This is a genomic window from Flavonifractor porci (assembly GCF_037572415.1).
GTDB lineage: Bacteria > Bacillota > Clostridia > Oscillospirales > Oscillospiraceae > Flavonifractor > Flavonifractor porci.
This window is the reverse complement of the sequence record NZ_JBBHLB010000019.1, coordinates 39,963-65,604: the sequence shown is the minus strand read 5'-3', so window position 1 is coordinate 65,604 and position 25,642 is coordinate 39,963. Positions and strand designations below refer to the sequence as shown.

The 25,642-nt window shown below is 61.1% G+C and carries 28 protein-coding genes; 18 read left to right on the top strand and 10 right to left on the bottom strand.

Features of this window, described 5'->3' with window-relative positions; genetic code table 11:
* Positions 1–482: 482 nt before the first annotated feature.
* The 3 genes from WHJ28_RS14205 to gltX form a co-directional block, all read right to left on the bottom strand.
* A complete protein-coding gene (locus tag WHJ28_RS14205) occupies positions 483–1,661 on the bottom strand; it encodes an iron-containing alcohol dehydrogenase (RefSeq protein ID WP_340042720.1) in 1,179 nt (392 codons plus the stop codon).
* Between the two features lie 194 nt (positions 1,662–1,855).
* Entirely contained in the window at positions 1,856–3,214 is a 1,359-nt protein-coding gene (locus WHJ28_RS14200) for a PepSY1/2 domain-containing protein (RefSeq protein ID WP_340042719.1), read from the bottom strand.
* Between the two features lie 55 nt (positions 3,215–3,269).
* The gene (gltX, locus tag WHJ28_RS14195) at positions 3,270–4,754 is read right to left on the bottom strand and encodes a glutamate--tRNA ligase (RefSeq protein ID WP_340042718.1); all 1,485 of its coding nucleotides are present in this window, start codon (positions 4,752–4,754) and stop codon (positions 3,270–3,272) included.
* A 179-nt stretch (positions 4,755–4,933) separates the two neighbouring features.
* Between gltX and trpS the strand changes: the two genes are divergently transcribed.
* The 4 genes from trpS to WHJ28_RS14175 are packed head-to-tail and all read left to right on the top strand — an operon-like array spanning position 4,934 to position 9,026.
* Complete coding sequence (trpS, locus tag WHJ28_RS14190) at positions 4,934–5,935, top strand: tryptophan--tRNA ligase (protein WP_340042717.1); 1,002 nt, start codon at positions 4,934–4,936, stop codon at positions 5,933–5,935.
* Between the two features lie 22 nt (positions 5,936–5,957).
* Positions 5,958–7,073: an MraY family glycosyltransferase gene (locus tag WHJ28_RS14185; RefSeq protein ID WP_340042716.1), complete on the top strand. Its 1,116-nt coding sequence runs from the start codon at positions 5,958–5,960 to the stop codon at positions 7,071–7,073.
* Complete coding sequence (gene wecB / locus WHJ28_RS14180) at positions 7,070–8,218, top strand: non-hydrolyzing UDP-N-acetylglucosamine 2-epimerase (protein ID WP_340042715.1); 1,149 nt, start codon at positions 7,070–7,072, stop codon at positions 8,216–8,218. The genes WHJ28_RS14185 and wecB overlap by 4 nt, the downstream gene beginning before the upstream one ends.
* 52 nt (positions 8,219–8,270) lie before the next feature.
* The gene (locus WHJ28_RS14175) at positions 8,271–9,026 is read left to right on the top strand and encodes a hypothetical protein (protein WP_340042714.1); all 756 of its coding nucleotides are present in this window, start codon (positions 8,271–8,273) and stop codon (positions 9,024–9,026) included.
* Here the strand turns inward: WHJ28_RS14175 and WHJ28_RS14170 are convergent.
* Genes WHJ28_RS14170 through WHJ28_RS14160 form a run of 3 tightly spaced genes read right to left on the bottom strand, consistent with a single transcriptional unit; the run spans position 9,023 to position 9,995 of the window.
* Positions 9,023–9,298, bottom strand: a complete 276-nt coding sequence (locus WHJ28_RS14170) for a hypothetical protein (RefSeq protein WP_340042713.1) — start codon at positions 9,296–9,298, stop codon at positions 9,023–9,025. The genes WHJ28_RS14175 and WHJ28_RS14170 overlap by 4 nt on opposite strands.
* On the bottom strand, positions 9,291–9,710 hold the full coding sequence (locus tag WHJ28_RS14165; RefSeq protein WP_340042712.1) for a hypothetical protein: 420 nt from the start codon (positions 9,708–9,710) through the stop codon (positions 9,291–9,293). The genes WHJ28_RS14170 and WHJ28_RS14165 overlap by 8 nt, the downstream gene beginning before the upstream one ends.
* A 24-nt stretch (positions 9,711–9,734) precedes the next feature.
* On the bottom strand, positions 9,735–9,995 hold the full coding sequence (locus tag WHJ28_RS14160) for a hypothetical protein (protein WP_340042711.1): 261 nt from the start codon (positions 9,993–9,995) through the stop codon (positions 9,735–9,737).
* A gap of 72 nt (positions 9,996–10,067) precedes the next feature.
* Here WHJ28_RS14160 and WHJ28_RS14155 point away from each other — a divergent pair, with 72 nt between their 5' ends.
* Both WHJ28_RS14155 and WHJ28_RS14150 read left to right on the top strand, forming a co-directional pair.
* Positions 10,068–10,535 carry a metallophosphoesterase family protein gene (locus WHJ28_RS14155; protein WP_340042710.1) on the top strand — a complete coding sequence of 156 codons (468 nt, stop codon included), beginning with the start codon at positions 10,068–10,070 and terminating at the stop codon, positions 10,533–10,535.
* Positions 10,536–10,547: 12 nt separating this feature from the next.
* Positions 10,548–11,330 (top strand): type III pantothenate kinase, encoded by a 783-nt coding sequence (locus tag WHJ28_RS14150; protein WP_340042709.1) that lies wholly within the window; start codon positions 10,548–10,550, stop codon positions 11,328–11,330.
* Between the two features lie 91 nt (positions 11,331–11,421).
* Here WHJ28_RS14150 and WHJ28_RS14145 read toward each other — a convergent pair whose 3' ends face one another.
* The 4 genes from WHJ28_RS14145 to nth all read right to left on the bottom strand — a co-directional run bounded on the left by WHJ28_RS14145 (position 11,422) and on the right by nth (position 14,354).
* Entirely contained in the window at positions 11,422–12,444 is a 1,023-nt protein-coding gene (locus WHJ28_RS14145; RefSeq protein ID WP_087187880.1) for a rod shape-determining protein, read from the bottom strand.
* A 268-nt stretch (positions 12,445–12,712) separates the two neighbouring features.
* A complete protein-coding gene (locus tag WHJ28_RS14140) occupies positions 12,713–13,369 on the bottom strand; it encodes a ComF family protein (protein ID WP_340042708.1) in 657 nt (218 codons plus the stop codon).
* Positions 13,366–13,542 carry a type II toxin-antitoxin system antitoxin gene (locus WHJ28_RS14135; protein WP_340042707.1) on the bottom strand — a complete coding sequence of 59 codons (177 nt, stop codon included), beginning with the start codon at positions 13,540–13,542 and terminating at the stop codon, positions 13,366–13,368. The genes WHJ28_RS14140 and WHJ28_RS14135 overlap by 4 nt, the downstream gene beginning before the upstream one ends.
* Positions 13,543–13,706: 164 nt before the next feature.
* On the bottom strand, positions 13,707–14,354 hold the full coding sequence (gene nth, locus WHJ28_RS14130) for an endonuclease III (protein ID WP_340042706.1): 648 nt from the start codon (positions 14,352–14,354) through the stop codon (positions 13,707–13,709).
* Between the two features lie 138 nt (positions 14,355–14,492).
* Between nth and glyA the strand changes: the two genes are divergently transcribed.
* From glyA to WHJ28_RS14070, 12 genes are all read left to right on the top strand, one after another.
* A complete protein-coding gene (gene glyA, locus WHJ28_RS14125; protein ID WP_340042705.1) occupies positions 14,493–15,734 on the top strand; it encodes a serine hydroxymethyltransferase in 1,242 nt (413 codons plus the stop codon).
* Between the two features lie 142 nt (positions 15,735–15,876).
* Positions 15,877–16,947 carry an S-layer homology domain-containing protein gene (locus WHJ28_RS14120; RefSeq protein ID WP_340042704.1) on the top strand — a complete coding sequence of 357 codons (1,071 nt, stop codon included), beginning with the start codon at positions 15,877–15,879 and terminating at the stop codon, positions 16,945–16,947.
* 116 nt (positions 16,948–17,063) lie between these two features.
* On the top strand, positions 17,064–18,335 hold the full coding sequence (locus tag WHJ28_RS14115; protein ID WP_340042703.1) for a replication-associated recombination protein A: 1,272 nt from the start codon (positions 17,064–17,066) through the stop codon (positions 18,333–18,335).
* Between the two features lie 76 nt (positions 18,336–18,411).
* A complete protein-coding gene (locus WHJ28_RS14110) occupies positions 18,412–19,383 on the top strand; it encodes a M23 family metallopeptidase (RefSeq protein ID WP_340042702.1) in 972 nt (323 codons plus the stop codon).
* A gap of 15 nt (positions 19,384–19,398) precedes the next feature.
* Positions 19,399–19,965 (top strand): zinc metalloprotease, encoded by a 567-nt coding sequence (locus tag WHJ28_RS14105; RefSeq protein WP_340042701.1) that lies wholly within the window; start codon positions 19,399–19,401, stop codon positions 19,963–19,965.
* 137 nt (positions 19,966–20,102) lie between these two features.
* Positions 20,103–20,444 carry a 50S ribosomal protein L19 gene (rplS, locus tag WHJ28_RS14100; protein WP_204704888.1) on the top strand — a complete coding sequence of 114 codons (342 nt, stop codon included), beginning with the start codon at positions 20,103–20,105 and terminating at the stop codon, positions 20,442–20,444.
* A gap of 142 nt (positions 20,445–20,586) precedes the next feature.
* On the top strand, positions 20,587–21,441 hold the full coding sequence (gene ylqF, locus WHJ28_RS14095; protein ID WP_340042700.1) for a ribosome biogenesis GTPase YlqF: 855 nt from the start codon (positions 20,587–20,589) through the stop codon (positions 21,439–21,441).
* Positions 21,442–21,455: 14 nt separating this feature from the next.
* Complete coding sequence (gene rnhB, locus WHJ28_RS14090) at positions 21,456–22,061, top strand: ribonuclease HII (RefSeq protein ID WP_340042699.1); 606 nt, start codon at positions 21,456–21,458, stop codon at positions 22,059–22,061.
* A complete protein-coding gene (locus tag WHJ28_RS14085; protein WP_340042698.1) occupies positions 22,058–22,429 on the top strand; it encodes a YraN family protein in 372 nt (123 codons plus the stop codon). The genes rnhB and WHJ28_RS14085 overlap by 4 nt, the downstream gene beginning before the upstream one ends.
* A gap of 14 nt (positions 22,430–22,443) precedes the next feature.
* Positions 22,444–23,388, top strand: a complete 945-nt coding sequence (locus WHJ28_RS14080; RefSeq protein WP_340042697.1) for a dipeptidase — start codon at positions 22,444–22,446, stop codon at positions 23,386–23,388.
* Positions 23,376–24,863 (top strand): threonine synthase, encoded by a 1,488-nt coding sequence (gene thrC / locus WHJ28_RS14075; RefSeq protein WP_340042696.1) that lies wholly within the window; start codon positions 23,376–23,378, stop codon positions 24,861–24,863. Before WHJ28_RS14080 ends, thrC begins: the two co-directional genes overlap by 13 nt.
* Positions 24,864–25,544: a metallophosphoesterase gene (locus tag WHJ28_RS14070; RefSeq protein ID WP_340042695.1), complete on the top strand. Its 681-nt coding sequence runs from the start codon at positions 24,864–24,866 to the stop codon at positions 25,542–25,544. It abuts the gene before it with no gap.
* The last annotated feature ends 98 nt before the right edge of the window (positions 25,545–25,642 follow it).

The window sequence follows — 25,642 nt, the reverse complement described above, 5'->3', positions numbered from 1 at the left end:
CAAAGCGCGCACGCTTGCGGGCTGAGAAGTGTTTTTTCCAAGGCTCATGTCCTTGGAAAAAACAGATTCTGACTCTGTTTTGCCGCCTGCGGGCGGCAAAACTCTGCCGAGGGCTTTTCCTCGGTGCAAAAACTTATTTCTCTCTTGCATCAGTTCCGCCTTTTTCGACAGACTGAGCGGAGCGCAGTCGTTTGACTGCGCTCCGCTTGTCGAAAAATCTCCTCTCAAGGTGGCCTCGCAGAGTTCCGTCGCCCGCAGGCGACGGAATCAAATCAAAATCCGTCATTTCCGGGGACATGAGCCTCGGAAATGACACTTCTCATGGCGGGTGGGGCGACTATTTCGTATGAAATCGAGTCCCGCCCGTCATGCAGTCTCTTGTCGAAACAGGCACGAGTGCCTGTTTCGACAGTCTTAAACAAGCGGAGCGCAGTCGTTTGACTGCGCTCCGCTTGTATGTATGGGTAAGGGTTTGAGGGGAATCAGAAGTTGACTTCTTCACCGTAGTAGATGCAGGTGAAGAGCTTGGCCATGGTCTCGGGATCAATGGGACGGGGATTGGAGCCGGTGCAGGCGTCGCCCACCGCGTTGGTGGCGATGGCGGTCAGCTTCTCCTTGAACTCGTCCTCGATGATGCCGAAGTCCTTCAGGGTGTTGGGAATGCCCATGGCGTCGTTCATAGAGCGGATCTTGGCACGCAGGCCCTCCACGCACTCCTCCACGGTGCCGGTGATGCCCATAGTCTTCGCGATGTCGGCATAGCGCTCCGCCACGCCGGGCGCTTTCGCGTTGTAGGCGATGACGTAGGGCAGGTACATGGCGTTGGCCAGACCGTGGGTGATGTGGCCGGTGGAGAAGGCGGCGCCAGTCTTGTGGGCCATGGAGTGAACGATGCCCAGCAGAGCGTTGGAGAAGGCCATGCCGGCCAGGCACTGGCCGTAGTGCATCTCCTCGCGGCAGCTCATGTCGCCGTTGAAGGAGCGGATCAGATCGTTGTTCACGATGTCGATGGCCTTCAGGGCCAGAGGATCGGTGAACACGGTGTGCAGGGTGGACACATAGGCCTCGATGGCGTGGGTCAGAGCGTCCATGCCGGTGTGGGCCACCAGCTTGGGGGGCATGGTCTCAGCCAGAGCGGGATCGATGATGGCCACGTCGGGAGTGATGTTAAAATCGGCCAGAGGATACTTGATGCCCTTCTGGTAGTCGGTGATGACGGAGAAGGCGGTGACCTCGGTGGCGGTGCCGGAGGTGGAGGGGATGGCGCAGAACTTGGCCTTCTGACGCAGCTCGGGGAAGGAGAAGGGGGTGATCAGATCCTCAAAGGTGGTCTCGGGATACTCATAGAAAGCCCACATGGCCTTGGCGGCGTCGATGGGGGAACCGCCGCCCATGGAGATGATCCAGTCGGGCTGGAACTCACGCATCACAGCGGCGCCGTTCATAACGGTCTCCACAGAGGGATCGGGCTCCACGTTCTCGATGAGCTTGGTCTCAATACCGGCTTCCTTCAGATAAGCAACCGCCTTATCCACAAAGCCGAAGCGCTTCATGGAGCCGCCGCCCAGTACCAGCACCGCGCGGGTGCCCTTCAGGTTCTTCAGATTCTCCAGGGCGTTGGGGCCGTAATAAATGTCTCTGGGAAGAGTAAAACGGGACATGGTAAGTACCTCCGTATCATTCATACATAAATATTCAATCGTTAAATGTTTAACGATCTGACGGCCCCTATTATGGCATATTGTTAATTCTTTGTCAATCGCCTCCAGGGAAACTATCCGTTCCAAACTTTCCGTTTTACCAAATAACCGGGAAATGGCTATGTAGGGCGCACAAGTGTGCGCCCGTTATGGGGTCAGAGCACCAGCGTGCCGTTTTCATCTTCCAGCAGCAGGAGGATGTGCTGCTGCTTGCCGGTTTGGGCGTTGACGTAGATGAGCACATGGGTGCCGTCCTTGGCCTGGCACTTGAACTCGTGGCACAGCACCTCGTACTCGCCGCCGGTGGGGATGAGGGCCAACTGGTGGGAAAGAACGGTGAGGGAATCGTCCACCAGGGCCTGGGCGGTCTGGGCGTCCACAGCGGGGGAGGACAGGTCCCGGCTGCCGTGGTGGGTCAGGTAGCCCGCCGCCTCAAAGCCTACCACCTCTCCGGTGTCCAGGGCCACCGACACCTTCACCAGGTCGGGGTAGCAGTACACGCCGTTCTCCACCGGGGCGAAGTTGACCGCCAGCACCCCGTCCTGCTCCATGAAATAGCTGGGGGCCATGTTGGCGTAGCCTTTTTCCGCCAGGAAGGCGGCGGCTTTTTCGCAGCCCTCCCCCCGGCTGAGCACCGCCTCTCCGGCGGTACGGGAGGAGAACACCTCCAGGATCTGTCCTCCCTGACAGGTGACCTGGATATAGAGCTGGCCGCCGTCCACCATGGCTGTGAAGCCGTAGGAGGGCAGATTACCCTCGGACCGGGCGGTGAGGGTGAATACCTCGGGCCGCAGGCCCAGGAAGGCAGCGGCGGCCTCTCTGGCCTCCTCCTCGGTGACCTGGGGCAGGCCCTCCAGCATTCGGGGGGTGCGGCCGTCCAGGTGCTGGGAGAAGGGGCCGTCGTAGATCAGGGTGGGCACCTCGGGGAAGTCGGACTCCACGCTCTGGAAGGCGGAACCGCCGTTGACCTGACCGCTTCCGTCCTCTGCCGCCAACCGCTCACGGGCCTCCGCCAGATCCTCCGGCCGGATAGCCCCGGCGCTCAACTGGGCCTGGAGGGTCTCCAGCGTGAGGGAGAGCTCACCGGCCGCCTCACACAGCTGGAACAGGGCGTCCCGGTGCTCGTTGGTGCATACCAGCTCCGCCGAGGTCCCCTGGGCCAGGGACATGGCGTAATCGCCCGCCCGGGCCAGGAAGGCGGCGGTCTGCTCCAGCTCTACGTTGCCGTAGGGCAGCTCGCCCAGGGCCGCCTGGGCGGCCTGAGCTTTGGAGTAGGCCTGGGCGCACAGGGAGGCGAACAGGGCGGGGGAGGTGGCGTGGCTCATTTTGGTCAGTGCCACCTCCAGTTCTCCCGTGGCGATGGTCAGCTCGGCGAAGGCATGGCGGTAGCCGTTGTCCAGCAGCCGCCGGTACTGAGCGGCCCGGACATGGCCCTGAACGGCAAAGCCGGCGGTAATGACAAAGGCCGCCGCCAGAAAGCTGACGGCCAGCACCCGGATCTTCTGTTTTGACATAAAAACGCCCCCTTTTACCGCTAGTATGGGTAAAAGGGGGCATACTATGTGACACTTATTTTGCCAGCTGAGCCATACCCAGCTTGATGCGGCGGAGGGTCTCCTCACGGCCCAGAATGTGGCACAGTTCCACCGCGCCGCCGGGGGTGACCGCCTTGCCGGACAGGGCGGTACGCACCGGCCACATGATGCGGCCGTTCTTCAGCTCCAGCTTCTGAGCCAGGCCGATGAGGGCGTCGTGGATGGAATCGTAGGTCCACTCAGGCAGATCCTCCAGCACGGGCAGCACCTGCTCCAGGGCCTCCAGGGAGTTTTCCTCGTTGGTCTTCATCTTCTTGTGGCAGTATAGCTCGTTGGAGTACTCGGGCAGGGCGTCGAAGAAGTCCACCTGGGGAGCGATATCCAGCCAGGTGTCGCACCGGGGCTGCACCAGGGGGGCGATGAGCTTCCGGTCAATGCCCTCGGTCTTGACGGCTTCCTTCAGGTAAGGCTCGGCGCCCTCGTAGAAGGCCTCGGGGGAGAGGGCACGGAGGTAGTTGGCGTTAAAATATTTCAGCTTCTCGATGTCGAAGATGGCGGGGGACTTGGAGATGCCGCCGATGTCAAAGACATCAGCCAGTTCAGCCAGCGTAAAGAACTCCCGCTCAGCGTACTCGCCCTTGGGGGACCAGCCCAGCAGGGTAACGTAGTTCACCACCGCCTCGGACAGGTAGCCCATGGCGATGAGGTCCTCGTAGGAGGGGTCGCCCTTGCGCTTGCTCATCTTGTTGTGCTGGTCCCGCATAACGGGGGAGCAGTGGATATAGGTAGGCACCTCCCAGCCGAAGCCCTCGTACAGCAGGTTGTACTTGGGGGCGGAGGACAGGTACTCGGAGCCGCGCACCACGTGGGTGATGCCCATGAGGTGGTCGTCAATGACGTTGGCGAAGTTATAGGTGGGCAGACCGTCCCGCTTCATGAGCACCTGGTCGTCCAGGGTCTTGTTCTCCACGGTAATGTCGCCGAACACGGCGTCGGAGAAGGTGGTGGTGCCATCAGCGGGGATGCGCTGGCGGATGACGTAGGGCTCGCCGGCGGCCACCCGGGCCTTGGCAACCTCCGGGTCCAGATCCCGGCAGGGATCGGCGGCCCGGTCAAACTCGCCGGAGTCCTCCTCGGACTCGGTCTTTTCACAGAAGCAGTAGTAGGCGTGGCCCTTCTCCACCAGCAGCTCGGCAAACTTGCCGTACAGGTCACGGCGCTGGGTCTGGATGTAAGGACCCACAGGGCCGCCCAGATCGGGACCCTCGTCCCAGGTCAGGCCGCACTTGCGCAGGGTGTTGTAGATGACCTCGGTGGCGCCCTCTACCAGACGGCCCTGGTCGGTGTCCTCAATGCGGAGAATGAATTTACCGCCGTTGTGGCGGGCGATGAGCCAGGTGTACAGGGCGGTACGCAGGTTGCCGACGTGCATATAGCCCGTGGGAGAAGGGGCGAAACGGGTGCGCACGCCGTCGTGGGGGATGCGGCCCTCCAGTTCCTCAAACCAGTTCAGATCCATACAGATCCCTCCGTTGAACAAAATACCCGGGTTGCGGGCGTCAAATCGTAACCTTTATTCTACCGTTTCAGCCCTAGAATTGTCAATAGTGCGGCCCTGTTATTCTTGTCAACCGCCGGGAAATGTGGTATTATATCGTCAACTATGCAGAAATCTCTTGACAAGGGTGTGAACCTGTTATGGAAATGAATAAGAAAGTCATCTTCAGCGGCATCCAGCCCAGCGGAGCCCTCCATCTGGGCAACTATCTGGGGGCCCTGCGCAACTGGGTAGCCTTGCAGGACGAATATAACTGCGTCTACTGCGTGGTGGATGAGCACGCCATCACCGTCCGCCAGGACCCGGCGACGCTGCGCCGCCAGACCATTGAGCTCTTTGCTCAGCTGCTGGCCTGCGGCATCGATCCGGAGAAGTCCATTCTATTCATTCAGTCCCATGTGCCCGCCCATGCGGAGCTGGCCTGGGTGCTCAACTGCTATACCATGTTCGGCGAGTTGTCCCGCATGACCCAGTTTAAGGATAAGTCCGCCCGTCATGCCGACAACGTCAATGCCGGTCTGTTTACCTATCCCTCCCTGATGGCAGCGGATATCGTGCTTTACCAGGCTGACCTGGTGCCGGTGGGGGAGGACCAGAAGCAGCACGTGGAGCTCACCCGCAACATTGTCCAGCGCTTCAACGGCGTCTACGGCGACGTATTTACCATGCCTGAGCCCTATATCCCCAAGGTGGGCGCCCGTGTGATGAGCCTGAACCAGCCTGACAGCAAGATGAGCAAGTCCATCCCCGAGGGCTGTGTGTTCCTGATGGATAATCCTGATGAGATCATGCGCAAGTTTAAGCGGGCCATCACCGACAGCGACACCGAGAACTGTATCCGCTACGACCGGGCCAATAAGCCCGGCGTGGCCACCCTGATGGACATCTATGCCGCCGTCACCGGCAAGACCTACGAGCAGATCGAGGTGGAGTTCGAGGGCAAGGGCTACGGCGCCTTCAAGCCCGCCGTGGGCGAGGCTGTGGTGGAGCTGCTCCGGCCCATCCGGGAGGAGACCGCCCGCCTGCTGGGCGACAAGGCCTATCTGGAAGGCCTGTACCGCGCCGGCGCGGAGAAGGCCGCCTCGGTGGCCCAGCGGACCCTGCGTAAGGTCCATAAAAAAGTGGGCTTCATTCCCCGCTGAGAGATAAAGGAGCATCTTTCCTATGCCAATCAATTCCGAGCTTCCCCTGCTGGGGATGGTGGCGGCCGCTCTGGTGGTGGCCTTTCTGGTGGCGCTGATCGCCACGCCGGTGGTCAAGAGCCTTGCGTTTAAGGTGGGTGCGGTGGATGTGCCCAAGGACAACCGCCGGATGCACAAGCACCCCATTCCCCGGATGGGCGGTCTTGCCATTTTTCTGGGCTTTCTGCTCAGCGTGCTGATTTTTCTGGACCTGAACGCCCAGATGCGGGGGATGCTGCTGGGCGCCACCATTATTGTGGTGCTGGGTATCTTTGACGATATCTATGCTCTGGGCGCCAAGCTGAAGTTTTTGATTCAGATCGGAGCCGCCCTGGTGGCGGTGCTCTCCGGCAACGTCATTGAGACCCTGTCCAATCCCAACGTCTTTTCCTCCGATCTGTACTGGGATCTGGGATGGCTGTCCATCCCGGTGACCGTGCTGTGGATCGTGGCCATCACCAACGCCGTCAACCTGATCGACGGCCTGGACGGCCTGGCCTGCGGTGTGTCCACCATCAGCTCCATGACGCTGCTGGTCATCGCCCTGGTGGTCAGCGAGGGGGACGTGGCCCTGCTTATGGCCGCTCTGGCCGGCGGGTGCATCGGCTTTTTGCCCTACAACATGAACCCCGCCAAGATCTTCATGGGGGACACCGGCTCCACCTTCCTGGGCTATATCCTGGCGGTGGTATCGGTCAACGGCTTGTTCAAGTTTTATACCATCATCTCCTTTGCCGTACCCTTCCTCATGCTGGGCCTGCCCATCTTCGACACCTGCTTCGCTTTCATCCGCCGCATTGCTCACGGTCAGAGCCCTATGCACGCCGATCGCAGCCATGTGCATCACCGGCTCATCGACATGGGTTTCAATCAGAAGCAGGCGGTGGCGGTGCTCTATATCATCAGTGGTATTCTGGGCCTGTCCGCTGTGGTACTCACCACCAGCGGCCCGGTGAAGGCCATGCTGCTGATGATGGCCCTGTGCTTTGCCGGCGCCATTGCCGGGCATATCTTCCTGAGCAATAACCGGAAAGAGATGGAGAAGGACAAAGAGCCTGAGGAGCAGCCGTCAGACCGTGCGGAGGAGGAGCAGAAATGAAAGAGATCCGTGTTATGACCATCTTCGGCACCCGGCCGGAGGCCATTAAAATGGCCCCCCTGGTGCAGGAGCTTCAAAGCCGTCCGGGCATCACCTCCATCTGCTGTGTCACCGCCCAGCACCGCCAGATGCTGGACTCCGTGCTGGATATCTTCCATCTGAAGCCGGACTATGACCTGAACATTATGGAGCCCCGGCAGACCCTGTCCACCATCACCACCAAGTGCCTGCTGGGCATGGAGGAGGTGCTGGATCAGGCCAAGCCCGATCTGGTACTGGTCCACGGCGATACCTCCACCACCTTTGCCGGTGCTCTGGCCGCCTTCTACCACCAGGTCAAGGTGGGCCATGTGGAGGCAGGCCTGCGGACGTGGGACAAGTACTCCCCCTTCCCGGAGGAGATGAACCGGAAGCTGGTGGGCGACATTGCCGACCTGCATTTCTGTCCCACCAGGAGCAACGTGGCCAATCTGGCCCGGGAGGACATCACCGACGGGGTGTTTATCACCGGCAATACCGTCATTGATGCCCTCAAAACAACAGTTGTAAAGGATTATCACTTTGCGACTGATTTGCTTAATCAACTGGACTACGAACATAAAAAAGTCATTTTGGTCACCTGCCACCGGCGGGAGAACTACGGTCAGCCCATGGCCAATATCATGACCGCCCTCCGCCGGGTGGCCGAGACCTTTGAGGATGTGGAGCTGGTGTATCCGGTCCACCTGTCTCCCGTGGTGCGGGAGGCGGCGGCCAAGCACCTGTCCGGCCACCAGCGCATCCATCTCATCGATCCTCTGGATGTGGAGGAGATGCACAACCTGATGGCCCGGTCCTATCTGGTGATGACCGACTCCGGCGGATTGCAGGAGGAGGCCCCGGCCCTGGGACGGCCTGTGCTTGTCCTGCGGCGGGAGACCGAGCGGCCCGAAGCCGTGGAAGCCGGCACCGTCAAGATCGCCGGTACCGAGGAGGAGACCATCTTCCGTATGGCCTCTGAGCTGCTGACTGACGAGAAGGCCTACCATGAAATGGCCCATGCGGTCAACCCCTACGGCGACGGCTTTGCCTGCCGCCGCATCGTCGACGCCATTGAGTGGCAGTTTGGCCTGCGGGCGGACAAGCCGGAGGAGTTCGGCGTTTAAACGAGTTTGTTGATAGATCAGATCCCTTGGTCGAGCCTGAGGAGGGAGCGGCATGGAACGGCGCAATCGGAATATCCTGGTGGTGCTCATCGGCATCGTCATTACCGTTGCCATGCTCTCCAGCTTTGGGCTCGGCCTTTTTGCGCCCGATACCGCCAAGATCCAGCTGCCCGCCCCGGCGGCCAGCCAGTCCCAGGCGCCGGTGGGGGAGGATGAGTATGTACGGGTGGAGATCACCACTGAGACCGTTCAGTATGTGGTGGAGCACACCCTGACCCGGCCGGAGAGCTATGGCCGAACCGTGACCATTGAGGATTTCTGGGGGGAAGGCCAGAGCGGCGTCACCCGTGCCACGGTATGGGTGGACGGCGGCTGGACCCATACCACCGCCACGCTGCCCGGCGGCGCCGTCCGCCACTCCATCGTGGGGGATGGACAGTTCTGGCTGTGGTATGAGGGGAACAGCCGGGTGCTCACCGGATCGGCGGACGAGAATTCCGCCGATCTGGAGGGCCAGCGCATTCCCACCTACGAGGACGTGCTCCAGCTGAAGCAGTCGGAGATTGCCGACGCCGGCTATGAGGATAAGGAGGGGGTCTCCTGTATCTTTGTGGAGACGGTGCCCGACAGCCAGGGCTATGCGGAGCGGTACTGGATCTCCACGGACAGCGGCCTGCTCTCCTGTGCCGAGACCAGACTGGAAGGCCAGCTGATCTACCGGATGAGCGCCTTTTCCGTGGACCGGCCTGTACCGGAAAACGCATCCTTCGCGCTGCCCGACGGTACGGTGCTCCACGACCCCAGTTAATTCAGCCCCAACAGCAGCACCAGGGCCAGCGTGATGACCAGCTCCGTATCGTCGCCTTCCAGAAAGAGAAAGAGCAGGATGAGCAGCAGCAGCACGTCCCCGGTGTCCAGACTGTCCAGCTTCAGACTTTTCAGCAGCTCACTCAGTGCGCCGCTCTTCTTTTTGCCCCCCGCCTTTGGGGGGCGCTTCTCTTCCCGGGGTGGGGGAGAGGGGGCGTCCTCCTGGGGTATCCTGGTGTAGGAGGTGCCGTTGGGGATGTAGCGGTTATACATCGTCCTCCTCCTCTCCGCGGTCACGGAACATCCGCAGCGCCGTCCGGATCACCCGGGTGAGCCGGGCGATGCGGACGGCCTGATCCATTTTTTCCTGCCGCTCCGGTTTGAGAAAGGGCTTGAGGGCGGCCAGCAGGGCGGTCTTTTTGTCGTCCTGGGCGGAATACTCCGACAAAAGCCCCATCCCCATCTGGAGCAGTCTGGGGTCTAGCCCGTCCAGGGCGGACAGGGGGGAGGGGGCGTCGCTCTCTGTTGGCGGCTGGGCGGCCGTTTCAGACTCCGGTTCTGCCGCGGGCTGTTCGGATGCCTGATCCTCCTGCTTACCCGAGAGGGACTGGGCCAGGGACATAATCTGTTCCATGGCCTGGGGATTGCCCAGGATCTGGTTGAGTTGTTCTTCCAACTGGGCCACGGGCCATCCCTCCTTGGCGTAAAATCAGTCCTGTTTGGGAGCGGTTTGATTGAGCCGTTCCACCAGTTTGGCGCCCTCCGGGTTCTGCATCACCTGGCGCACCATGGCCACCAGGTCTTTGGCATCCCCCAGAGCGGCGGAGGCCGCGGCGGTTTTCAGCTTGCCGCCGGCGTTCTGATTGAGCAATTCCATCAGCCGCTGGGCGTCCGGGGAGTGGATCACCTGCTCCAGCAGGGCCCGGTTGTGCTCCAGGGCGGCGGTGGGATCGATTTTGTTCTGACCCATATCATCAACTCCATCCCTAATATATAGTGGCGTCCAGTTCATTATATGTGCCGCCCTTGAGAAGGTGATTGTATGAAACTGCTGATTTTTTCGGATTCCCACGGCAATGTGGCCAATATGGAGGATGTGGTGCGGCTGGAGAGCCCTGACCGAATCCTTCATCTGGGAGATCTGGCCCGGGACGCCGAGGACCTGGCGGCCAAATTCCCCCACATTCCGGTGACCTACGTCCCTGGCAACTGTGACGGACGGCGGCCCGACCTGCCGGAGGAGCGGATCTTTACCCTGGAGGGCTGCAAGATCCTGATGACTCACGGACACATCTACCATGTGAAGATGGGTATGGGCATGGCAGTGCGGGCGGCCCGGGAGGCAGGGGCCCATCTGCTGTGCTTCGGCCACACTCATGAGGCCTTCTGCGAATTTGAAAACGGGATGTGGATCGTGAATCCCGGTTCGGTTGGTACCTTTGGACCTCACACCTACGCCGTGGCTGTTCTGGAGGACGGCGGCGCGGTGTGTTACCTCAGTCATTTATAAGAGAAGGGAAGGATGGCTATGCTGCTTGCGGTGGACGTAGGCAACACCAATATGGTGTTCGGCATCTATGAGGGGGCGGAGCTGAAGGGCAGCTTCCGTACCATGACGGACAGCGATCGTACCTCCGATGAGCTGGGACTGCTGGTGTGTCAGTATTTCCAGCGCTTCGGCCTGGAGCTGGACCAGATCGAAGATGTGGTGATTGGTTCTGTGGTGCCTCAGGTGATGCACACCCTCAACAATGCTATGAAAAACTATGTGGGCAAGACTCCTCTGGTGCTGGACGACGGACTGGACCCCCGGCTGCCCTATGTGCCCTGCGCCAGCGAGGAGCGGCTGGGTCCCGACCGGGCGGCGGCTGATATCGCCGCCATGGCCAAATACGGGAAACCTCTGATCGTGCTGGATTTCGGCACTGCTACCACTCTGGATGCGGTGAGCCGGGACGGGGTATATCTGGGGGGCTGCATTACCGCCGGGGTGCGGGTATCCATCGATGGATTGTTCCAAAAGACGGCCCTGCTGCCCCGGGTGGAGCTGGTAAAGCCGGACACCGTGCTGGGTACCACTGCTGTGGGGCAGATCCAGGCGGGAGCGGTGATGGGCTATATCGGCGCCATCGAGTACCTGATCCGTCAGGCCAAGGTGGAGATCGGCGAGCCGGACGTGAAGGTGATCGCCACCGGCGGACTGGCCCGGATGGTGGCGGACAACACAGAACTCATCGATGTGGTGGACCCCCAGCTGGTGCTGGATGGCCTGCGCATTATCTATGAGCGGGAAAAGAAACGGTAAGAAAAAGCGGTGGGCGCTGCAATACAGCGCCCACCGCTTTTTTAAAAAAGGCGTGCCGCAGTGTGCGGCACGCCAAATGTGAGGTTTTGATTCAGTTCATCTGCTTGCGGCGGGACAGGTTGATAGTGCCGTCCTGCATGGAGTCCACGTCGTCCAGGCTCTTGCCGGTGCCGTAGGCCACACAGGAGATGGCGTCGTCGGCCACATGGGTCTCAATGCCGGTGTGAGACTCGATCAGCTTGTCGAAGCCCCAGACCAGGGAGCCGCCGCCGGTCATGACGATACCGTTGGTGGAGATATCGGCCACCAGCTCGGGAGGAGTGCGCTCCAGCACGCCGTGGATGGCCTCCAGAATGCGGGTGGAGACCTCCTCGAAGGCCTCGATCATCTCGCTGGAGGACACGGAGAAGACACGGGGCAGGCCGGTCATCAGGCAGCGGCCCTTGATCTCGATGGTCTGCTCCTCGGGGCGGGGGAACACACAGCCGATCTGCATCTTCAGCTCCTCGGCAGTACGCTCGCCGATGAGCACGTTGTGCTTGCGGCGGATATACTTGACAATGGCCTCGTCGAACTGGTCGCCGGCGATCTTGATGGAGGTGGACTCCACGATGCCGGACAGGGAGATCACGGCGATATCGGTGGTGCCGCCGCCGATGTCCACGATCATGTGGCCGTCGGGCTTGGCGATGTCGATACCGGCGCCGATAGCAGCGGCCACGGGCTCCTCAATGAGGTATACCCGGCGGGCGCCGGCCTGGATGCCGGCGTCGATGACGGCACGCTCCTCCACCTCGGTGATGCCGGAGGGGACGCAGATGACGATGCGGGGCTTGAAGAGCCGGAAGGAGGTCACCTTACGGATAAACTCCTTGAGCATCCGCTCGGTCATATCGTAGTCGGAAATGACGCCCTCCCGCAGGGGACGGATGGCCACGATGTTGCCGGGGGTACGGCCCAGCATCTGCTGTGCCTCAGTGCCCACTTTGAGCAGCTTGCCCGTATTTTTGTCAATGGCCACCACGGAGGGCTCCCGCAGGACCACGCCCTTGCCCTTTACATAGACCAGGATAGAAGCTGTACCCAGGTCGATACCGATATCTTTACTGAACATACCTGCACCTCGACGTTTTTACTCTATATGATGAATGGTAATGACTGACCCAAAAGTCAACTCAGTCAGACAAGCCCGGACAAAATGCCCCAGCTTGAATCTTTTATATTATACAGAAGTGTGCCCACCATTTCAACGTGAATTTCCGCTAATTTTGTGAATTTTCCGGTATGGAAGCCGGTCAGAGCGCCTATCTGGCCCCGGCCAAAACACTTGCGCGCCAAAAGGCGCAGCCGGCAAAGCCGGGTCTCCGTGTGCCCCCTACTCTCTACCGGGCCCGGGCCAGGGCGGCACACACCACATCCTCTGCTCCCATGGTACGCAGAGTGCGGGCGCACTCCGACAGGGTGGAGCCGGTGGTCACCACATCGTCTATGAGCAGGACCCGCTTTCCTACCACCAGTTCCGGGTCCACCGGGGTATAGGCGCCCAATACGTTGGCCCGGCGCTGGGCATCCTCGGTGATACCGGACTGGGGATCGGTATTCCGCTCCTTCCGCAGGGTCTCTACCGCCACATCCCCCAGCTCCAAAGCGGCGGCGCTGGCCAGCAGGAAGGCCTGGTCGTAGCCCCGCTCCTTCTTTCGCCGGTCGGAGAGAGGCACCCAGGTGATAAGATCGTACCGTCCGTCCAAATGGTCGTGGACACACTGGGCCACCAATTTGCCGTATACTTTATGGTAGCCACGGCGTCCTTTAAACTTGTACCGGTGGATGGAATCCCGTACCTTGTCCTGATAGCGCAGCGGCGCGGCGCACAGGGAGAAAAATTCCCCTGTCAGTTCCGCTTCGCCGTCGGTGAGCCAGGGCAGTTCCCGCTGGCAGCGCCGGCAGAAGCCGCTTTCGCCGGAGTCCAGCACCTTCCCGCAGAACACACACTTGGGCGGGAAGAGCAGGTCCAGCACGAAGCCCAGCGGCCCGCTCATTTTGGCGCCTCCGCCGAGATCGGCCCGTGCTCCTTTTCAAATTCCCGGATGCAGCTTTGGATCAGGTAGAGGATCTGACCGCTCATGGAGCGGCCTTCATAGGCGGCCACATACTGGAGCTTGTCATGGAGGATCTTGTCGGTCCGAATGCTCAAATGATTGGTCTTTTCCATTCTGTTTTTCCTCCCTTCATCCGTGGTAAACAAAGCATATCTTACGCTTAAAATGTTAGTTAAATATTAGTGCGTTTTTACGGCATAAAATTTAAGGAAAATCCGCCCTCCAAAGCAGGGGGGCGGATATGGAGAGGTCCGTTTTGGCGGGACGTCCCGTTCAATCAGTTCCCGGTACTCTTCTGGAAATGGTCGCACCAGGGCCGCAGGGTGCAGTTCTGGCAGTCAGGCCGCCGGGCCACGCACACTGCCCGGCCGTGGAGCACCATCCGGTGGCAGAAGTCGCTGGATTCCTCCGGGGGAAGGATCTTCCGCAGCTGCATCTCGGTTTTGACCGGGTCGCGGGTTCCGTCTGTGAGGCCCAGCAGGCCGGTAATGCGGATGCAGTGGGTATCTGCCACCACCACGCCGGGGGTCTTGTACACGTCGCCCAGAATCAGGTTGGCGGTCTTGCGGCCCACGCCGGGCAGCTTCAGCAGGTCCTCCATGTTGTCGGGCACCACGCCGCCGTACACATCCACCAGCATCCGGGCGGCGGCCACAATGTCCCGGGCCTTGGCCCGGAAGAAGCCGGTGGAATGGATGTAGGTCTCCACCTCGCTGACGTCAGCCTCCGCCAGAGACTCCAGGGTGGGGAAGCGCTCGTACAGAGCGGGCGTGACCATGTTGACCCGCTCGTCGGTGCACTGGGCGGCCAGACGCACGGCAAAGAGCAGCTCATAGGGCTTGGGATATTGCAGGGAACACAGGGCGTCGGGGTAGAGGCGCTTGAGCTCCTCCACGATGGCAATGACATCCTGATGGTCTTTCATAGGATCACCTCGTTAGACAATATAACACACAACGGGGCAAAAAACGAGAGGGTTTTTCCTATGGTGACGATTGTAATTTTGAGAACTATCCGGTATAATGAGTTAAATCGCTAAAATTTTGAAAGGTGGCGACAGACATTGGTCAAGGATATCATGGAGTTTCTTACCGCCCAGGACCCGGAGGTAGGCAAGGCCGTTGAGGCGGAGTACGCCCGGCAGCAGCGCAACATTGAGCTCATCGCCTCGGAGAACTTCGTCAGCCAGGCGGTGCTGGCCGCGGCGGGCACGGTGCTCACCAATAAGTACGCTGAGGGCTATCCCGGCAAGCGGTACTACGGCGGCTGCCAGTGCGTGGACGTGGTGGAGGAGATCGCCCGCAAGCGGGCCTGCCAGCTCTTTGGAGCCGACCACGCCAACGTGCAGCCCCACTGCGGCGCCAACGCCAACTTTGCCGTGTATCAGGCTCTGTGTGAGCACGGCGACACGGTGCTGGGCATGGACCTGGCCAACGGCGGCCACCTGACCCACGGCTCTCCCGTCAACTTCTCCGGAAAGAACTACCACATGGTGGCCTATGGGGTCAATGAGCAGGGATACATTGACTATGACCAGGTCCGGGATCTGGCCAAGAAGCACCAGCCCAAGATGATCCTGGCCGGCGCCTCTGCCTATCCCCGTATCATCGACTTTAAGACCTTTGCCGACATCGCCCACGAGGTGGGAGCCTACCTCTTCGTGGATATGGCCCACATCGCTGGTCTGGTGGCTGCCGGGCTCCATCCCAACCCGGTGCCCTACGCCGATGTGGTGACCACCACCACCCACAAGACCCTCCGGGGTCCCAGAGGCGGCATGATCCTCTGCAAGGAGGAGCTGGCCAAGAAGATCGACTCCGCCATTTTCCCCGGCAGCCAGGGCGGCCCTCTGGAGCACATCATCGCCGCCAAGGCGGTGGCTCTGGGCGAGGCTCTCAAGCCGGAATTCAAGACCTACCAGCAGCAGATCGTGAAGAACGCCGCCGCTCTGGCGGACGCCCTGCTGAAGGAGGGCTTCGACCTGGTGAGCGGCGGCACCGACAACCACCTGATGCTGGTGGACCTGCGGCCCGCCCACCTCACCGGCAAGGAGATGGAGCACCGCCTGGACGAGGTCAACATCACCGTCAACAAGAATGCCATCCCCAATGACCCCGAGAAGCCCTTCGTCACCTCCGGTATCCGGGTGGGTACTCCCGCCGCCACCAGCCGGGGCTTTAACGAGGAGGATATGAAGGTCATTGCCCAGGTCATGTGGCAGACCGCCACCAACTTCGAGGGCAACCAGGAGAACCTGCGTGCCCAGGTGGCTCAGCTCACCGCCAAGTACCCCCTGTACGAATAAACGCTGTTCACAGGGCCGCCTTCGGGCGGCCTTGTGTCATTTCTGAAATTTTTATGAAAATTATGTCACAAATGCCCCGGCGGAAGGGTTTTTGTAGTAGAATATCATTAGAGAAGTCTAAACAGAAAGGAAGGTCATGCTCATGAAACGGATCGCATCTCTGGCCCTTTCCCTGGTATTGCTGCTGGGCTGCCTGCCCGCTGCCCTGGCAGTGGAGGACGGCCCCTCTTCCTGGGCGGAAGAGGAGGTGAGCCGTGCGGTGGAGGTTGGTCTGGTGCCCCAGTCCCTTCAGGGGGATTGGCAGCAGCCTATGACCCGAGGCGAGTTTGCCATGATGGTCATCCGCTATCTGGCCGTGACCTATGGCCGCACCGATGAGCAGCTGGTCAACGACTACATGACCTGCTGCCCCGACCGCAACGGCGAATTCTGGGGGGAGAAGGACTTCAGCGACGGGCTGACCTGGTGGCAGCGGTTCTCCGATGAGAAGAGCGGCTCCTGCTTCACAGATCTGCCCACGGGAGAGCAGCGAGGTTACATCCAGGTCGCCTATCACATGGGGCTGGTCAACGGCAAGGGGGACGGCACCCTCTACGACCCGGAGGGTACCATTACCCGGCAGGAGGCGGCCTGTCTGCTGGCCCGGGTCTATCAGAAGCTGGACCCGGAGGACCACCGGATCGCGCTGTACAGCGGCTATACCGACTATAGCGAAATGGCCACCTGGGCCATAGACAGCATTGCTTCTGTGGTGGGACTGGGCATCATGGGAAGCACCTCTGCCTCCGCGCTGACCTTTGACCCGCTGGGCACCTACAGCCGGGAGCAGGCGGCAGTCACCTTCCTGCGGCTGTATGAGGATGCCCCGGTGAGTGCCGCCAAAGGCAACGTGATCAAGCTGGAGGAGGCGGCCTATCAGCAAAAGCTGTGGGAGGTGTTCCACAAGGGCGACCCTGGCACCAACATCCCGGAGTTCCGGGCGGATACGCCCTGGGGCACCGTCCTGGCCATCCGCCACCGGAACATGATGCATTTTTCCGAGGAACTGCTGGTCATCTACCGGGACGGACGGGTGCAGGTGCTGTCGGCGGCCAAGATAGGCTCTGACTGGTCGGTGAACGACAGCCAGGATACGTTTTCTTACACAGTGGACGGGGTGCAGTACCAGCTGGACCTGACAACCAGGCAGGTGACCCCGCGTTCCGGGAGCTGAAACGTCCCGTGGGACGGGAATTTTCCCGCCCCGTTCCCTTTACGAATACTCGAACACGTGTTAGAATGGAGCGGAAGGTATTCCGCTCCATTCTGCTTTTAAGGGAGGTCGTTCCCATGTCATACCGGCCTTTGGCGGACGAGATCCGGCCCCAGTCTCTGGACGAGGTGGTGGGTCAGCGCCACATATTGGGGGAGGGAGGGCTGCTCCGCCGCATCATTGAGGGAGGCAACATCCCCAATCTGGTGTTTTACGGCCCATCGGGCACCGGCAAGACCACGGTGGCCAACATCATCGCAAAGCGCACCAACCGGCCCCTCCACCGGCTCAACGCCACCACCGCCTCCATCTCCGACATCAAGGAGATCATGGCTCAGATCGGCACCATGCTGGCCCCCGACGGGGTGCTGCTCTATCTGGACGAGATCCAGTACTTTAACAAGAAGCAGCAGCAGTCCCTGCTGGAGTTCATGGAGAACGGCAAGATCACCCTCATCGCCTCCACCACTGAGAATCCCTACTTCTATGTCTACAACGCGGTGCTCAGCCGCTCCAGCGTCTTTGAGTTCAAGCCTCTCACCGCCGCCGATGTGCTGCCCGCCGTGGAGCGGGGCATTAAACTCATGGGGGAGCGGCTGGAGGGGGAGGTGGTGTGCGAGGAGGGCGTGAAAGAGCACATCGCCTCCGCCTGCGGCGGGGACGTGCGCAAGGCCATGAACGCGGTGGAACTGCTCCTCAACTCCGCCAAGCGGGAGCAAGGAAAGCTCCTTGTCACTCTGGCCGATGCCCAGACAGTGGCCCAGCGCTCCGCTATGCGTTACGACAGGGAGGGGGACGACCACTACGACATCGCCTCCGCCCTGATGAAGTCCCTCCGGGGCTCCGACCCGGACGCCGCCTGCCACTATCTGGCCCGGCTGCTGGAGGCGGGGGACCTGATCACTGCCATCCGGCGGCTGCTGTGCTCGGCCAGCGAGGACGTGGGCATGGCCTATCCCCAGGCGGCCCTCATCGTTAAGGCTCTGGTGGACAACGCCCTCCAGCTGGGCCTGCCCGAGGCCCGGCTGCCCCTGGCTCAGGCGGCTATCCTGCTGGCCACCGCCCCCAAGTCCAACTCGGTGTACAAGGCCATTGCCGCCGCTCAGGCTGACATCCGCAAGGGCAAGACGGGGGACTACCCCCGGCACCTCCAGAACGTCCACGCCGACTCGGCGGGGATGGAGCGGGACCAGGGATATCTCTACCCCCACGACTTCCCCAACCACTGGGTACGCCAGCAGTACCTGCCCGACGCCCTGGCGGGCAGTCACTATTATCAGTACGGAGACAACAAGGTGGAACAGGCCGCCAAACGGTACTGGGACGCCATCATGGGGGACAAATCCTAAATCGGGTTGTCCGCATAAACCGCCGCTCTGCCGCATATAGATAGCCCACACTCATACAGAAGGGATGCGGGCCGGCATGAGAGAGCAGCGAAGCAGGGTAGCCAGCAGAAAAACAGGGCGAAACAAGGGGAAAACAGTGCTGGGCCCACGGGAGAGGCGGCGGATCACTCAGCTGGTGGTCTGTCTGGCACTGTTTTTGGCGGTATTTATCGGAAAAGGGGTCTTCCCGGAGCGGATCGCCGCCCTGCGGGAGCAGGTGCTGAGCCTGCTGCGGGGGGACACGGATTTTCAGGCGGTCTTTGCCGACCTGGGCCAGTCCATCTCCAAAGGGGAGCCTGTGCTGGAGACCCTGGGGGACGCGTGGAGTCAGATGCTGGGCGGGGAGGAGGCCAAGCCCGGCGGAGCGGCGGGGGAGAATGCGCTCTATGCCGCTCAGGCCGCCTGGCTCAGCGGCTTTGGCCGTCAGGCAGGCACCGGGACCCTGGGGTTGAAGATCGATCCCCAGGCCACCCCGGCGGTGGCAGCTACCCCGGCGCCTCAGCCGGCAGCCACACCGGAGCCCACTCCCACCCCGGAACCGGCGGTGGAGCACGTGGACTACGCCGGTCCCGCCTTGCCCGCTAATACCTCCATGGATAAGTACCGGCTGGATCTGGCGCAGACGGTGAGTCCGGTGATGGGTGTGCTCACCTCACCCTTCGGCTGGCGGGAGCACCCGGTGGACGGGGAGGAGAAGTTCCATAACGGGGTGGACCTGGCGGTGAATACCGGCACCCAGGTCAAGGCCTTTGCCGACGGGGTGGTGGACTACATCGGCGACGACCCCGACCAGTACGGCCTCTATCTCCAGATCAGCCACGCCAACGGAGTGAAGAGTTTTTACGCCCATTGCAGTCAGCTGCTGGTCAGTCAGGGCCAGACGGTGAAAGCGGGGGATACGGTGGCCCTGTCCGGCAATACCGGCAATACCACCGGCCCCCACCTGCACCTGGAGCTGCGGCTCAACGGGGTGCGCATCAATCCCATCTACTATATTGAGACCAGCTGAATGAGATGGGGGCGTATGGAGATCACGGCGGGGGCGCTGCTGCTGTGGGCTCTGCTGTACTATCTGGACAGCGGGACACTGGTGCCCCAGGCCCTGGCGGCCTGCGCCATCCATGAGCTGGGTCATTATGCCGCCATCCGGCTGCTGGGGGGACGGGTAGCCCGGCTGAACATTTCCTGCGTGGGGGCGGAGATGGCTCTGTCCGCCCGATACCCCCTGGGGCCCGCCCGGGAGCTGGCGGCCGCCCTGGCCGGACCGGCGGTCAACCTGATGTGTGCCTGGATCTGTTCCGGACTGGGGGAGGCGTGGTGGTGCTTTACCGGCCTCCATCTGGCTCTGGGCCTGTTCAACCTGCTGCCGGTGGGTCCCCTGGACGGGGGCCGGGCGCTGGGCTGTCTGTTGGCCCTGGCGGGCCGGGAGGACTGGGCGCGGCCGGTGGTGGGCCTGCTCTCCGCCGGGCTGTCCATGGGCCTGACCATGGGGGCGTTCCTGCTGTGGCGGGCGGGGGAGGGCAATCTGACTCTGCTGCTGACTGCCTTTTGGCTGGCCGCTGTTCCACTGCGGAAAACGAGGAAAAAATGAAAAATCTGCTTGCAATTTGAGATAGGACATGATATACTATCTCGGACTCAATAAAGGGCGGTCCTCTGCGGTTGCTGTCCAGAGAAGGACGGCGGATCATGGCCGGTAAGAACGCCTATCAACAGGAGGAAAATCAAATGGATCTTATGCAGGCTTTCAGCGCCAAGTATCAGAAGGCTGAGCCCCCCGTGGCCAATGTGGGCGACACCGTCCGTGTGCACGTGCACATCAAGGAAGGCAACCGTGAGCGTATCCAGGTCTTCGAGGGTACCGTGATCGCCAAGAAGCACGGCGGCATCGAGGAGACCATCACCGTTCGCCGCGTGTCCTACGGCGTCGGTGTGGAGAAGGTCTTCCCCATCCACGCTCCCGCTGTGGAGAAGATCGAGATCGTCCGCAAGGGTAAGGTGCGCCGCGCCAAGCTGTATTACCTGCGTGACCGCGTGGGTAAGAGCGCCAAGGTCAAGGAGCGCATCTAATCGCATTGGATTTATCCGAAAAAAGAGAGAGAGGCTGCTGCCTCCCTCTCTTTTTTTATGCGTGTTTGCTCTTTTCAAACTACTACATCTTGTGTATAATGGAGCATAAAATTGATTCTTACCGAACGAAGGAGGCGGGAGCATGAACATCCAATGGTATCCCGGCCATATGACAAAGACCCGGCGGCAGATCCAGGCGGATCTGAAGCTGGTGGACCTGGTGGCGGAGATCATCGACGCCCGCATTCCCATTTCCAGCCGCAACCCGGATATCGATGAGATCGTGGGCGACAAGCCCCGGCTCATCATCCTCAACCGGGCGGATCAGGCCGACCCGGCCATGAACAAGGTGTGGGGAGACTGGTTCCGCCAGCGGGGCTGGTGGGTCATGGAGACCAACGCCCGGGACGGCAAGGGGGTCAGCCAGTTCTCCACCGCCATCAAGTCCGCCCTGAAGGACAAGATCGAGCAGTGGAAGGCCAAGGGCCTGGTGGGCCGGCCGGTGCGGGCCATGGTGGTGGGGGTGCCCAACGTGGGCAAGTCCACCTTTATCAATCAGGTGGCGAAAAGAAAGTCTGCCAAGGCGGGCAACAAGCCCGGCGTCACCCGGGGCAAACAGTGGGTCAACGTGGACTCTGGCCTGGACCTGCTGGATACCCCCGGTATCCTGTGGCCCAAGTTTGAGGATGAGATCACCGGAATGCACCTGGCCTTCACCGGGGCGGTGAAGGACGAGATCATGGACCGGGAGACCCTGGCCTGCCACCTGATGGAGATTTTGGGACAGCGGTATCCCCAGGCCATCACCGACCGTTACAAGGTGGAGCCCCAGCCCGGTTTAGCCGGTTGGGAGCTGCTGGAGGCCTGCGGCCGCAAGCGGGGCTTTTTGATCTCCGGCGGCGAGGTGGACACCGAGCGCATGGCCCGGGTGCTGCTGGAGGAGTACCGCGGCGGCAAGCTGGGTAACTTTACCCTGGAGACTCCCCAAGAGGTGTAAAGGAGATATACTGTATGGATCTGTGGGAACTGGAGCGGGACTGCTGGGCCCAGGGTCATGAGCTGGTATGCGGTTGTGACGAGGCGGGGGCAGGCCCCCTGGCCGGCCGGGTGTACGCCGCCGCGGTGATTCTGCCCCGGGAGCTGGACCTGGACGGCCTGAACGACTCCAAAAAGCTGACCCCCAAAAAGCGAGATCTGCTCTACGATCTGATTATGAAGCAGGCCAGGGCCTGTAGTGTGGCCTGGGTGGAGGCGGAGGAGATCGACGAAACCGATATCCTCAGCGCCCGAATGAACGCCATGCAACGAGCCATTGATGGCTTGAGCGTCAAGCCCGACTTCGCCCTCATCGACGGCAACCGGGACCGCGGAAAGCACGGAGCCGTCACCACACCCCACGCAACAGTTGTAAAGGGAGATTCCCTGTCGGCATCTATCGCTGCCGCCTCCATTTTGGCCAAGGTGAGCCGGGACCGTTACATGGAGGAGATGGCGGAACAATACCCCCAGTACGCCTTTGAGCAGCACAAGGGATATCCCACAAAACTCCACTATGAGCGTCTGCGGCAGTACGGACCCTGTCCCATCCACCGCCGTACCTTCCTGAAGAAGCTGTGAGCGGGGGAGAGGCCAAGCTGTTGGGCCGTTGGGGGGAGGCCAGGACGGCGGAGCTGCTGCGGCAGCGGGGTTATACCATCCTTGCCGCCGGCTATCACTGCCGGTTTGGAGAAATCGACCTGATTGCAACGACTGACAAGTATTTATGCTTTATAGAAGTGAAGCTGCGGAAGAATGATTCCTTCGCCCCCGGACGGGCGGCGGTGGACCGGCGGAAGCAGCAGAAGCTGCGGACCACGGCGGAGTGCTGGCTGGCGGAGCACCCTGATATGGGGCTTCAGCCCCGGTTCGATGTGGCGGAGCTGTATGCGCCCCAGGGGATGGCTACCCGGGAGCCGGAGTTTCACTATTGGGAAAATGCGTTTTAAAGGAGGCGGGAGCCTTGCCGGAGATTGACATTTTTGATGGACACTGTGATACGGTGCTGAAATGCTGCCTGGAGGGCGGCGACTTTGGCCGCAATCCCTACCATGTGGATCTGGAGCGGGGGAGCGCCTTCCGCCGGTATGCCCAGTTTTTTGCCCTCTTTGGTCAGCCGGAGGATTTCCCCGGGCTTACACCCCGGGAGACCTTTGAGCGGGAATACGCTCTCTTTTCCCGGGAAATGGAGGCAAACGCCTCTGTGATCACCCACTGCCGCACAGCAGAGGAGGCGGAGAGCGCCTTTGCCGCCGGGAAGATGGCGGCCTTCCTGTCTGTGGAGGGGGCGGAGCTGCTGGACTGCTCTGTGGAGCGGCTGGAGGAGGCCCACGCTTTGGGTGTCCGGGCGGTGAACCCGGTATGGAACCGGGCCAACGCTCTGGGCGGCACCAACGCCGAAGACACCGATAAAGGCTTGACTGTCCAGGGAAAGGCCTTTGTCCGCAAGGCGGAGGAGCTGGGGATGCTGGTGGATGTGTCCCATCTGTCTGACCCGGGGTTCTGGGATGTGGCGGACACCCTGTCCGGCCCCTTTTTCGCCAGTCATTCCAACAGCAGAGCGGTGTTTTCTCATCCCCGGAACTTGACCGACAGCCAATTTACTGCCATAATAGAGCATAACGGCGTGGCGGGCCTGAACCTCTTTGCTGAATTTGTTGGGGGAGAGGCGGATCTGGAGGCCATTGCCGCCCATCTGGACCACTGGCTGGAGCTGGGAGGCGGGAAAAATATCGCCCTGGGAGGCGATCTGGACGGATGCAGCCCACTGGCCGGCAGTATGGCCGGGGTCCAGGACTATGAACGACTTTACCACTTCCTGCAGGCGCGGGGCTACGCTGCGTCTCTGCTGCAGGATCTGTTCTTCAATAATCTGATGAGGGTAGTGAGCAAAGTATGTACTATGTAAGCACGAGAAACAAACAGGACCGCTGCACCGCGGCCCAGGCCATTGCCCGGGGACTGGCTGCCGACGGCGGTCTCATGACCCCCGAGGTGTTCCCCAAGCTGTCTCCCAACGGCCTGAATACCATGCGGGATATGTCCTACCAGCAGCGGGCGGTCTTCGTGATGAATTCCTATCTGGACGACTTCACCTCCTCCGAACTCACCAGCTTTGCTGCCAAGGCCTACAGCAGCGCCAAGTTCGACGTGCCTGAGGTGGCTCCCGTCCGGCAGGTGGATGACAAGACCTACTGCCTGGAGCTGTGGCACGGCCCCACCTGTGCCTTCAAGGATATGGCGCTGCAGATGCTGCCTTACCTGCTCACCGCCTCCCTGAAGAAGAATCAGGAGTCCAAGACGGTGTGCATTTTGGTGGCCACCTCCGGCGATACCGGTAAGGCTGCTCTGGAGGGCTTCCGGGACGTGGACCGCACCCGCATTCTGGTGTTCTATCCCAAGGACGGCGTATCCGCCATCCAGGAGCTGCAGATGAACACCCAGGAGGGCGGCAATGTGGGCGTTTGCTCCGTGGTGGGCAACTTTGACGATGCTCAGACCGGGGTGAAGAAGCTTTTCTCTGACGAGGCCCTGCGGGAGCAGCTGGCCGAGCGGGAGTATTTCCTGTCCTCCGCCAACTCCATCAACTGGGGCCGGGTGCTTCCTCAGATCGTCTACTACATCTCGGCCTACTGCGATCTGCTGCGGGACGAGAAGATCAAAAAGGGGGACCCCATCAACGTCTGCGTCCCCACCGGCAACTTCGGCAACATCCTGGCGGCCTACTACGCCAAGGAGATGGGTGTGCCCATCAACAAGCTGATCTGTGCCTCCAACTCCAACAACGTGCTCACCGACTTCATCCGTACCGGTCAGTACGACCGTAACCGTACCTTCTACAACACCATGTCTCCCTCCATGGACATCCTGATCTCCTCCAACCTGGAGCGGATGCTCTTTGCTCTGAGCAACCATGACGACGCCGAGGTGCGGGGCTACATGAACCAGCTGAACACCAGCGGTATGTATAAGGTGAGCCCCGCCATCCAGACCAAGCTCAGCCGCATCTTTGCCGCCGGCTGCTGCGACGACGCCCAGACCCAGAAGGTCATTGGCCAGATGTGGCAGGAGCACCAGTACCTCATTGATCCCCACACCGCTGTGGCCTTCGACGTGCTGGACCAGTACCGGAAGGAGACCGGCGACGAGACCCCCGCCGTGGTGGTGTCCACCGCCAGCCCCTTCAAGTTCTGCGACAGCGTACTGGGCGCCCTGGGCGTTACTGAACTGGCGGAGGGGACCGCCATTCTGGACCAGCTGGCCGAGCTCACCGGCGTGCCTGTGCCCGCCCCGCTGGCCGCCCTCAAGAGCAAGAGCGTGCGCTTCAGCCAGACCGTCGCCAAGGACCACATGGTGGACCAGGTGCTGGAGATGCTCAAGTAAATGGCCCTGTTTGTCATTGGCGACACCCACCTCTCCCTCCGCTCCAACAAGCCCATGGACGTGTTCGGCGGCGGCTGGGAGGGCTATGTGGACAAGCTGCGGGAGGGCTTTCAGGCGGTAGGCCCGGAGGACACGGTGGTGCTGTGCGGCGATCTGTCCTGGGGCATGAGCCTGGAGGAGGCGGAGGCCGACTTCGCCTTTCTGGACGGTCTGCCGGGAAATCGGAAGCTGCTGCTCAAGGGCAACCACGACTACTGGTGGAACACCGCCTCCAAGATGAACCGCTTTTTCTCCGAGAAGGGCTTTTCCACCCTGAATATTCTCCATAATAACTGTTATGAATATGGGGAGTACGCTCTGTGCGGTACCCGAGGCTGGTTTTACGAGGAAAAAGGGGACCAGAAGGTATTCAACCGGGAGCTGATCCGGCTGGAGGCCTCCCTGAAGGCAGCGGGGGAGAGGAAGAAGCTGTGCTTTCTTCACTACCCGCCCCTGTACCAGGGCTACCGCTGTCCGGAGATCATTTCGCTGCTGGAACAGTATGAGGTGGAGGCCTGCTATTACGGCCATCTTCATGGCGGAAGCCACCGTTTGGCGGTGGAGGGGAAGTTTGGTCCGGTGGCCTATCACCTGGTGGCGGCGGACTATGTGGGGTTCCAGCCCCAAAAAATCCTGGAATAATTGAAAAAAACTATGGCAATTTCCGCGCATATCTGATAATATATAACGGATAACGCGAAAGCTGCCCCGTCCTGGACCCCTGTCCGGGCCCCGGGGCT

What these genes read in the sequence shown, in the direction of transcription:
- thrC (WP_340042696.1), top strand. Translation starts at nt 23,376, where the DNA reads ATGTACTATGTAAGCACGAGAAACAAACAGGACCGCTGCACCGCGGCC.
- WHJ28_RS14160 (WP_340042711.1), bottom strand. Translation starts at nt 9,995, where the DNA reads ATGGGTCAGAACAAAATCGATCCCACCGCCGCCCTGGAGCACAACCGG.
- nth (WP_340042706.1), bottom strand. Translation starts at nt 14,354, where the DNA reads ATGAAAGACCATCAGGATGTCATTGCCATCGTGGAGGAGCTCAAGCGC.
- trpS (WP_340042717.1), top strand. Translation starts at nt 4,934, where the DNA reads ATGGAAATGAATAAGAAAGTCATCTTCAGCGGCATCCAGCCCAGCGGA.
- rnhB (WP_340042699.1), top strand. Translation starts at nt 21,456, where the DNA reads ATGGATCTGTGGGAACTGGAGCGGGACTGCTGGGCCCAGGGTCATGAG.
- WHJ28_RS14110 (WP_340042702.1), top strand. Translation starts at nt 18,412, where the DNA reads ATGAGAGAGCAGCGAAGCAGGGTAGCCAGCAGAAAAACAGGGCGAAAC.
- WHJ28_RS14070 (WP_340042695.1), top strand. Translation starts at nt 24,864, where the DNA reads ATGGCCCTGTTTGTCATTGGCGACACCCACCTCTCCCTCCGCTCCAAC.
- WHJ28_RS14115 (WP_340042703.1), top strand. Translation starts at nt 17,064, where the DNA reads ATGTCATACCGGCCTTTGGCGGACGAGATCCGGCCCCAGTCTCTGGAC.
- WHJ28_RS14120 (WP_340042704.1), top strand. Translation starts at nt 15,877, where the DNA reads ATGAAACGGATCGCATCTCTGGCCCTTTCCCTGGTATTGCTGCTGGGC.
- WHJ28_RS14200 (WP_340042719.1), bottom strand. Translation starts at nt 3,214, where the DNA reads ATGTCAAAACAGAAGATCCGGGTGCTGGCCGTCAGCTTTCTGGCGGCG.
- WHJ28_RS14135 (WP_340042707.1), bottom strand. Translation starts at nt 13,542, where the DNA reads ATGGAAAAGACCAATCATTTGAGCATTCGGACCGACAAGATCCTCCAT.
- WHJ28_RS14150 (WP_340042709.1), top strand. Translation starts at nt 10,548, where the DNA reads ATGGCTATGCTGCTTGCGGTGGACGTAGGCAACACCAATATGGTGTTC.
- WHJ28_RS14185 (WP_340042716.1), top strand. Translation starts at nt 5,958, where the DNA reads ATGCCAATCAATTCCGAGCTTCCCCTGCTGGGGATGGTGGCGGCCGCT.
- WHJ28_RS14170 (WP_340042713.1), bottom strand. Translation starts at nt 9,298, where the DNA reads ATGTATAACCGCTACATCCCCAACGGCACCTCCTACACCAGGATACCC.
- WHJ28_RS14140 (WP_340042708.1), bottom strand. Translation starts at nt 13,369, where the DNA reads ATGAGCGGGCCGCTGGGCTTCGTGCTGGACCTGCTCTTCCCGCCCAAG.
- wecB (WP_340042715.1), top strand. Translation starts at nt 7,070, where the DNA reads ATGAAAGAGATCCGTGTTATGACCATCTTCGGCACCCGGCCGGAGGCC.
- WHJ28_RS14145 (WP_087187880.1), bottom strand. Translation starts at nt 12,444, where the DNA reads ATGTTCAGTAAAGATATCGGTATCGACCTGGGTACAGCTTCTATCCTG.
- WHJ28_RS14105 (WP_340042701.1), top strand. Translation starts at nt 19,399, where the DNA reads ATGGAGATCACGGCGGGGGCGCTGCTGCTGTGGGCTCTGCTGTACTAT.
- WHJ28_RS14205 (WP_340042720.1), bottom strand. Translation starts at nt 1,661, where the DNA reads ATGTCCCGTTTTACTCTTCCCAGAGACATTTATTACGGCCCCAACGCC.
- ylqF (WP_340042700.1), top strand. Translation starts at nt 20,587, where the DNA reads ATGAACATCCAATGGTATCCCGGCCATATGACAAAGACCCGGCGGCAG.
- WHJ28_RS14155 (WP_340042710.1), top strand. Translation starts at nt 10,068, where the DNA reads ATGAAACTGCTGATTTTTTCGGATTCCCACGGCAATGTGGCCAATATG.
- gltX (WP_340042718.1), bottom strand. Translation starts at nt 4,754, where the DNA reads ATGGATCTGAACTGGTTTGAGGAACTGGAGGGCCGCATCCCCCACGAC.
- rplS (WP_204704888.1), top strand. Translation starts at nt 20,103, where the DNA reads ATGGATCTTATGCAGGCTTTCAGCGCCAAGTATCAGAAGGCTGAGCCC.
- WHJ28_RS14175 (WP_340042714.1), top strand. Translation starts at nt 8,271, where the DNA reads ATGGAACGGCGCAATCGGAATATCCTGGTGGTGCTCATCGGCATCGTC.